The 6,123-nt window shown below is 66.4% G+C and carries 7 protein-coding genes; 3 read left to right on the top strand and 4 right to left on the bottom strand.

Annotation, left to right across the window (positions count from 1 at the left end):
* Positions 1-533: hypothetical protein (locus ABD056_RS22345; protein ID WP_425545074.1), on the top strand; the 533-nt coding region annotated here is incomplete at its 5' end.
* A 285-nt stretch (positions 534-818) separates the two neighbouring features.
* Here ABD056_RS22345 and ABD056_RS22340 read toward each other — a convergent pair.
* Positions 819-1,208 carry a hypothetical protein gene (locus ABD056_RS22340; RefSeq protein ID WP_343870452.1) on the bottom strand — a complete coding sequence of 130 codons (390 nt, stop codon included), beginning with the start codon at positions 1,206-1,208 and terminating at the stop codon, positions 819-821.
* 774 nt (positions 1,209-1,982) lie between these two features.
* Between ABD056_RS22340 and ABD056_RS22335 the strand changes: the two genes are divergently transcribed.
* Positions 1,983-2,339 carry a type II toxin-antitoxin system RelE/ParE family toxin gene (locus ABD056_RS22335; RefSeq protein WP_343870451.1) on the top strand — a complete coding sequence of 119 codons (357 nt, stop codon included), beginning with the start codon at positions 1,983-1,985 and terminating at the stop codon, positions 2,337-2,339.
* Positions 2,336-2,641 carry a helix-turn-helix domain-containing protein gene (locus ABD056_RS22330; RefSeq protein WP_343870449.1) on the top strand — a complete coding sequence of 102 codons (306 nt, stop codon included), beginning with the start codon at positions 2,336-2,338 and terminating at the stop codon, positions 2,639-2,641. The genes ABD056_RS22335 and ABD056_RS22330 overlap by 4 nt, the downstream gene beginning before the upstream one ends.
* Here ABD056_RS22330 and ABD056_RS22325 read toward each other — a convergent pair whose 3' ends face one another.
* The 3 genes from ABD056_RS22325 to ABD056_RS22315 all read right to left on the bottom strand — a co-directional run.
* On the bottom strand, positions 2,642-4,264 hold the full coding sequence (locus ABD056_RS22325; RefSeq protein WP_343870448.1) for a recombinase family protein: 1,623 nt from the start codon (positions 4,262-4,264) through the stop codon (positions 2,642-2,644). It abuts the gene before it with no gap.
* 356 nt (positions 4,265-4,620) lie between these two features.
* Positions 4,621-5,244 (bottom strand): BRO-N domain-containing protein, encoded by a 624-nt coding sequence (locus ABD056_RS22320; RefSeq protein ID WP_343870446.1) that lies wholly within the window; start codon positions 5,242-5,244, stop codon positions 4,621-4,623.
* A 38-nt stretch (positions 5,245-5,282) separates the two neighbouring features.
* On the bottom strand, positions 5,283-6,123 hold an 841-nt coding region (locus ABD056_RS22315; RefSeq protein ID WP_425545073.1), incomplete at its 5' end, for a primase/helicase family protein.

The following is a 6,123-nucleotide window of genomic DNA, read 5'->3' as shown; positions in this document are numbered from 1 at the left end:
ACCAGTGGCAGCACCACCACGGCAAGCCCGGCCGGGGCCGCTATCACAACCTCGAATGGGCGGCCAAGATGGAATCCATCGGGCTGATGCCGAGCGACACCGGCGCGCCCGGCGGCAAGCGCACCGGCGACAGCGTGAGCGATTACGTCATCAAGGGCGGCGCCTTCGAGGCTGCTTGCACGGCGCTTCTCACCCAGGACTACACCCTGTCGTGGCTGGATCGTTTCCCGCCCCGGCCGCCCGAGGCCGACGCTCTCGCGACGGCCGGCGCCGAGCTGGCGGCGGCGGTGCGCCTGGTCAAGCTCCCCGAGCCGGGGACGCGGCCGAACAAGACCAATCGGGTCAAGTACCGCTGCCCGGTCTGTGGCATCCAGGCATGGGGGAAGCCAGGGCTGGCGCTGTTGTGTGGCGCCGACGGCTGCGACAGGGCGCCTCTGGAGCCGCTGGCGGCGGGTTGTTCTTCCTCGGCGTCGACGGCATCGAGGAGACCTCCGCCGACGGCATCGCGTGGTGATCGCCCGTGGCGGGACTGACAGCGGCCGCGTCGCGACCTTCCATTCTTCCTTTCTACTTTTCGGTATTTCCACCTGGAGCATGTCAGATGAACAAGACCAGTACCGAAGCCCCTGAACTTCATGCACTGCTTCGGCGCCGCAGAGCGCTTGCAGCTGCGTCCTTGGCGACGTTCGTAGCCCTGGCGGGTACGACTTCCCTGCTGGTCTGGGACCGTGGCGACACATTCGACCAGCGCCTCGTCTACGCGGTCTGCAAGCCACGGCCCCAGGAACCATCCAACCTATCTGCTGGTGGTTGCCGCCTTACCGAGAGCCCTCCGGAATCCGGCGCTGGAAGCCGCTTTCCCTCTCGAACTCAGCCAGTTCCTCCGGAGTGACCCACTTGCAGTCGACGGCGGAATAATCGGCTTCATCCAGGAAGACGATGATCCTGTCCTGAGAGAATGTCCTATCCACGCTGACAAGTTCATCGCGATTGGGGCATACGTCGGGTACCGCTTGCCTCGGAAGATCAACAAGAAACTTCCAGCCAAAAAACCCGCAAAGCCCTGCTAGCGAAAGAAACATTACGGCTGTCAGAACCTCAAAGTTACGCATCTGCCTTTGGAGGCGCTTTCTAAATTCCATGTCGGCAGCGGCAGCTTCTTGCGAGATGTACGTAACGTTGTCGCTCGGTTGCTTATCGTCGCTCATGAGTTGCTCCACGGCGTGAAGCCACGGAAGCGCCAGCGGAACATTGCGCCTCAGGGCGCAATGGAGCGGCAGACCCGGCGTGGCACGGACGGGTCTTCCGCAGGTGGCCCGGAGCGGCAATCTCCGGGCCACCACACGGCTTCAAGCGCCTTATACCCGGATTCACCGTATGGAAAGCAGTGCAGGCGCGTCCAGGCAGCAATTTTCAGCCCGCGACATTTGTCTTTCTGCTGTTCAACCTGTTTGATGGAGAAACACCTTCACCGCGATGGAAGCTTGCATCAATCGGTCCGCCGGAGGGTGTCTCCGATGACCGATGACAGCACTTTCCTCTTCGTCGTCGACCAAGCCGCCGCCAGCCTCACCGAGCGCGAGATCGCGATCTACGGATGGACATCGCTTCGGTCGGCCGCGAAACGATGGGCATGAGCCAGCAGGCCGTGGCCGATCGCCTCGGTGAGGCGGCGGCGGTGCGCCTGGTCAAGCTCCCCGAACCGGGGACGCGGCCGAACAAGACCAATCGGGTCAAGGACCGCTGCCCGGTCTGTGGCATCCAGGCATGGGGGAAGCCAGGGCTGGTGCTGCTATGCGGCGCCGACGGCTGCGACAGGGCGCCGCTGGAGCCGCTGGCGGCGGGTCCTGAGGTGCCGCCGAGGCCAGCGCATAAGCCTTCCCGCAGTTTGATGCACCTGAGTTGGGTTAGGACCCCTCCAAAATGCGGCAATGCCGCATTATCCTCTTGGCGGCGTTGCGGCAATGCCGCATACTCCCCATATGATGAAAACCAAGCCGATCACCGTTGTCGAAACGACCGCCTTTACACGGCGCGCTGAGAAGCTGCTATCGGCGGAGGCGAAGGTCGCCCTGATCGATTATCTCGCCTGTAATCCCGAGGCTGGTGACGAGATTGAAGGAACCGGCGGTGTTCGGAAGGTGAGGTTCGCCGCCCATGGGCGCGGAAAGTCCGGCGGGGTGCGGGTGATTTACTACTATTACACCGACGCGCTGCCACTCTACGCCCTGCTCGTTTACGCCAAGAACGAACAGGCCGACCTGAGCCCCGAACAGCGGAAGGCAGCGAGGGTTTTCGTCCAGACGGTCAAAGACCGCGCGAGAGGGACAAGCCGATGAAGAAGATCGATGTGAGCGCCGAATTGATGGAGGCACTGGCCGAAATGGCGGCGCACGCGCAGGGCGATGCGTCGAGGCTGGTGACCCACACCGTCGTGGTGCCCGAGGACATTGATGTGGCGGATATTCGCAAGGCACTGGGGCTGACGCGGCCGGAGTTTTGTCGGCGTTTTGGCCTTGACGTGCGGGCGGTACAGGACTGGGAACAGAAGCGGCGGCGACCGGATCGGGCGGCGCGGGCTTATCTGCGCGTTATCCAGCATAATCCGGCGGCAGTCGAGGCGGCCCTACACGCCGCCTGATCAGCCGCCCAGGTCCATCACCTTCGGCATGTCGAACACCGCCCGCACCATCCGCCGGCGGCCCTTGGGCGCCTCGGCATCTTCGACCGTCGTCACCTCGAACCGCTGGACACAGGCCTTCAGGGGCACCGTGAGGCGGTGATCTTCCGGCGCCAGGCGCAGCTGGGTCAGCATGGTCCGGAAGCGCGCCAGGGCCGCTTCCACCGCCGTCGGCGAGGGCTGGAGGGTGTCCCGCTGGCGCTGGTGGCGCGCCTGCTCATGGGTCAGGCGGCGGATCTCCTGTTCCTGCTCCTCCAGCACCTGGCGCACGCTCTCCGTCCGGGCCTGCGGTCCCAGGGTGGTCAGGATCGTCCTCACCGAAGCGCGGCGCTCGTCGATCCGACGGGCCAGATCGGCAAGGGCGGCATCATGGGCGGCGCGCTCGGCCACCGGCCTTGAAGACGCGAAGTGCGCCATCATGTCGTCGGCCGTGAGCTGGCCGAGGGCGTCGATGCACAGCGGCATCAACTCGTCCCATCCCAGGTTTCGGTTGCCGCATCCCTTCTCCGGGCAAGCGTAGTGGCGCCAGCGTTGGGTGCGGATCTTCACGTCATGCTCGGTGCAGTGCAGCCGGCCGGAGAACACCGGCAGGGTCAGCTTGCGCGGTCGTGCCTGCTGCTCCAACCGCCATTTGCGTTGCTTGGCGGCGGCGCGGGCGGCCTTGGCCTCGGCGTCCTCGATCTTGCGCTGTTCGACCACCTCCCTGCGGGCGGTAGATCGCTGCTCGATGAGCCTTTGCACCGTGTCGAAGAGGTCGGCGTCGAGGATCGCCAGATCGGGCACCGGGGCCAGCACCCAGTCTTCTGGCGGCCGGGGTACCGACAGGCGCTTGCCGGTCTCGGGATGCTTCCTGAAATGCATGCGATTGAAGGTCACCACGCCCTTGTAGAGCGTCTGGCGCAGGATGCCGGTGGCCCGCGAGGCCGAGCCCACCAACGTGGTTATGCCCCACTTGCCGCCGGCGGGGGAGGGGACGCCCAGCGCGTTGAGATCCTGGCAGATGCGCTTCAGGCTGGTGCCGTCGGCATAGGCGGTGAAGATCTGCCGTACCACCTCGGCCTGCTCGGGGTTGATGGCGCGGGCGCCCCGGATGGGCTCGCCGTCCTCGTCGAAGCGGCGCACGATGTCATAGCCGTAGACCTGACCACCGGGGACGGAGCCGCGCTGCACCGAGGCGATCTGGCCGCGTCGGGTCTTGTCCGCCAGGTCCTTCAGGTAAAGCTCGTTCATGGTGCCCTTCAGGCCGATGTGGAGTTCGCCGATCACGCCCTCGGCAATGGTCTCCAACACTATATCGGCGAAGCGCAGACGCTTGAAGAACGTGGCGATGTCGGCCACGTCGCGGCTGAGGCGGGAGAGGTCTTCGGTGATGATGCGCTCGAACCGGCCCTTGAGGGTTTCCTTGATGAGGCGCTTGACGCCGGGGCGGTTCAGGATGGACTCGCCGGAGATCGCCCGGTCACAGAAAATCTCCACCACGGTATAGCCGAGGCGGTGACAGTGCGCCACGCAACGGGCGATCTGGTCCTCGGTCGAGCCCTGCTGTTTGATGTTGGAGTGGCGGGCGTAGATGGCGGCCAACATGCTGATATTCCCCATGTTCGGAATCGGGGGGAATAAGCGGTGGAAGGCGGTGCCGCAAGCTGAAATGAGGAGGGGGACGGGGAAAACGCTCGCCAGGCGGGCGTGTCTACGAGTTTCCACGAGTTTCCACGTCTTTCCACGTCTTTCCACGACATTCTCCGTCGTACCTGTGGCAGGATATGTCAGGTAGGCCCACTCGTGGCCTACCTGACCGCCCTGCGGGCGTCCTGCCCTTACTCGCATGGCTGCGCCCTGCTCGACGGGTAAAAAAAGCTGCGCACCGGATTCTGCGCTGCGGGTATGGAAAAGCCGCCCACGATGGGGCGGCTTTTGGAGTCGCGAGGGCAGAGGGAGGGTTACGACGGGGCGGTGGTCTCCGCCAGTTTGCGGCGTTGCCAGGCCACCCACTCGGGAGCGTAGGAGCCCAGCACGTCTTCCATGGTGTGGGCGATGTCCTCGTCGGACAGGCCGGTCGTCAGCATCGCCTGGGCCATCTTCACGAACAGGTCCCGGCCGGCCACCTTGGAGAGTTTCCGCTCCAGCGCGGCGATATGGTCCTGCTTGGCGATCAGGTCCTGCAGCAGGCGCTCGTAGCGCCGGAACGGGATGCGCACGTCGAAGGCCTGGTCCGACGGCGCCGGCTGGCCGGCCGGGTCGTAGCGGCCGGTCTTGCGGATCGCCGGCAAGACCTCGCCCACCACCCAATCCTCGAACCGCTCGGCCGCCGGTAGCTTGGAGCGCATGATCAGCCGGTACAGGTCGCGCTCGGGGATGATGGTGGTCTGCGGGTCGAGGGGGTGTAACGTTTCGTTACCCCCTACCGGGCGGGCTCCTTTGCAATGATCCGCCACGGCCTTGCGGGAGTTGGTGTAGCCCAAGACATCAGCGATGTCCTTGGCGACGAACCAGGGTTCGCCGTCGATGCTGAGGCCGCGCACGCCGGCGCCTTCAAAGTCGAAAGAAACGATCTCGGTGGTCATGGTGGGGATCTCCGTAGGGTGGGGAAAGGGAGGGTGGATCAGTCGAGGCCGCCGCCTTGCGCCGGGCCTTTCTTGTGCCCGCGCGGGTCAAGTCCCGCCGCCTTCACAGCCGCCTGGACCTGTCGGCGATGGTCGGGGCTGTCGGCGCCGGCCGGCAGCGCCAGCGGCTCGACCTTCAGGGCAGCCGGCAGCGGTGTCGGCGTTGCCGCCGCGACCAACATCCGCCGCGCGGGGAAGCGCCTGCGCAACGCCGCCACGGTGGCGGCCATGTCGCCCGCTGCCTGCACCACCGGCGCCTTGGTCTCGCGGTAGAGGGCGAGCGCCGTCGGCAGGCTGTCGGCGATCACCAGCGGGCCGCTGTCCTTGCCGCCCAGCCAGCCGTCGAGGACGTGCATCAGGGCCTTGGGTGCCTCGGCCGGCAGGTCGTCGAGGCACCAGCGTTCGCGGCCTGCGGTGTCGACGGCCAGCAGACCGGCGTGGCGGAGGTCGGCGTCGCGCAGCGGCAGCAGCACGTCGCCGGCGTCGTTGATGCGGGCGGCGGCGAAGACGCGGCCGGCGGCGAGCCAGGGGTGGGTGGCGATGTCGTCGCGGGTGGCGGGGCGGGCGGCCTCCCAGCGCAGGAACACCTGGTCGTCCAGGGCCGCAGCGAACAGGCGGCGGAGGTCCTTGGCGTGTTCCGGCCGGGTGCGGCTTGCCACGTCCTCGGCGATCACCGTCACGCCCAGCTCGGCGGCGGGTTCAGTTGCTGTTGCAGCGTGTGCCGGCGGCAGGGCGAGGACGATGCGGGCCGCGGGATGCTTGTCCGTCAGGGCCTTGGCGACGGTGGGCCAGTCGGCCGCATCGGCGGCCATCACCACCGGCGCCGCCGTGGCGCGGTGG

It is taken from the genome of Caenispirillum bisanense (genome assembly GCF_039523075.1).
Taxonomy (GTDB): Bacteria; Pseudomonadota; Alphaproteobacteria; order Rhodospirillales; family Rhodospirillaceae; genus Caenispirillum; species Caenispirillum bisanense.
This window is presented reverse-complemented; position numbering and strand designations above follow the sequence as displayed.

Bases quoted from the DNA above. Each gene is read 5' to 3' on its own strand.
- ABD056_RS22340 (WP_343870452.1), bottom strand. From the start codon at position 1,208: ATGAGCGACGATAAGCAACCGAGCGACAACGTTACGTACATCTCGCAA.
- ABD056_RS22335 (WP_343870451.1), top strand. From the start codon at position 1,983: ATGATGAAAACCAAGCCGATCACCGTTGTCGAAACGACCGCCTTTACA.
- ABD056_RS22330 (WP_343870449.1), top strand. From the start codon at position 2,336: ATGAAGAAGATCGATGTGAGCGCCGAATTGATGGAGGCACTGGCCGAA.
- ABD056_RS22325 (WP_343870448.1), bottom strand. From the start codon at position 4,264: ATGTTGGCCGCCATCTACGCCCGCCACTCCAACATCAAACAGCAGGGC.
- ABD056_RS22320 (WP_343870446.1), bottom strand. From the start codon at position 5,244: ATGACCACCGAGATCGTTTCTTTCGACTTTGAAGGCGCCGGCGTGCGC.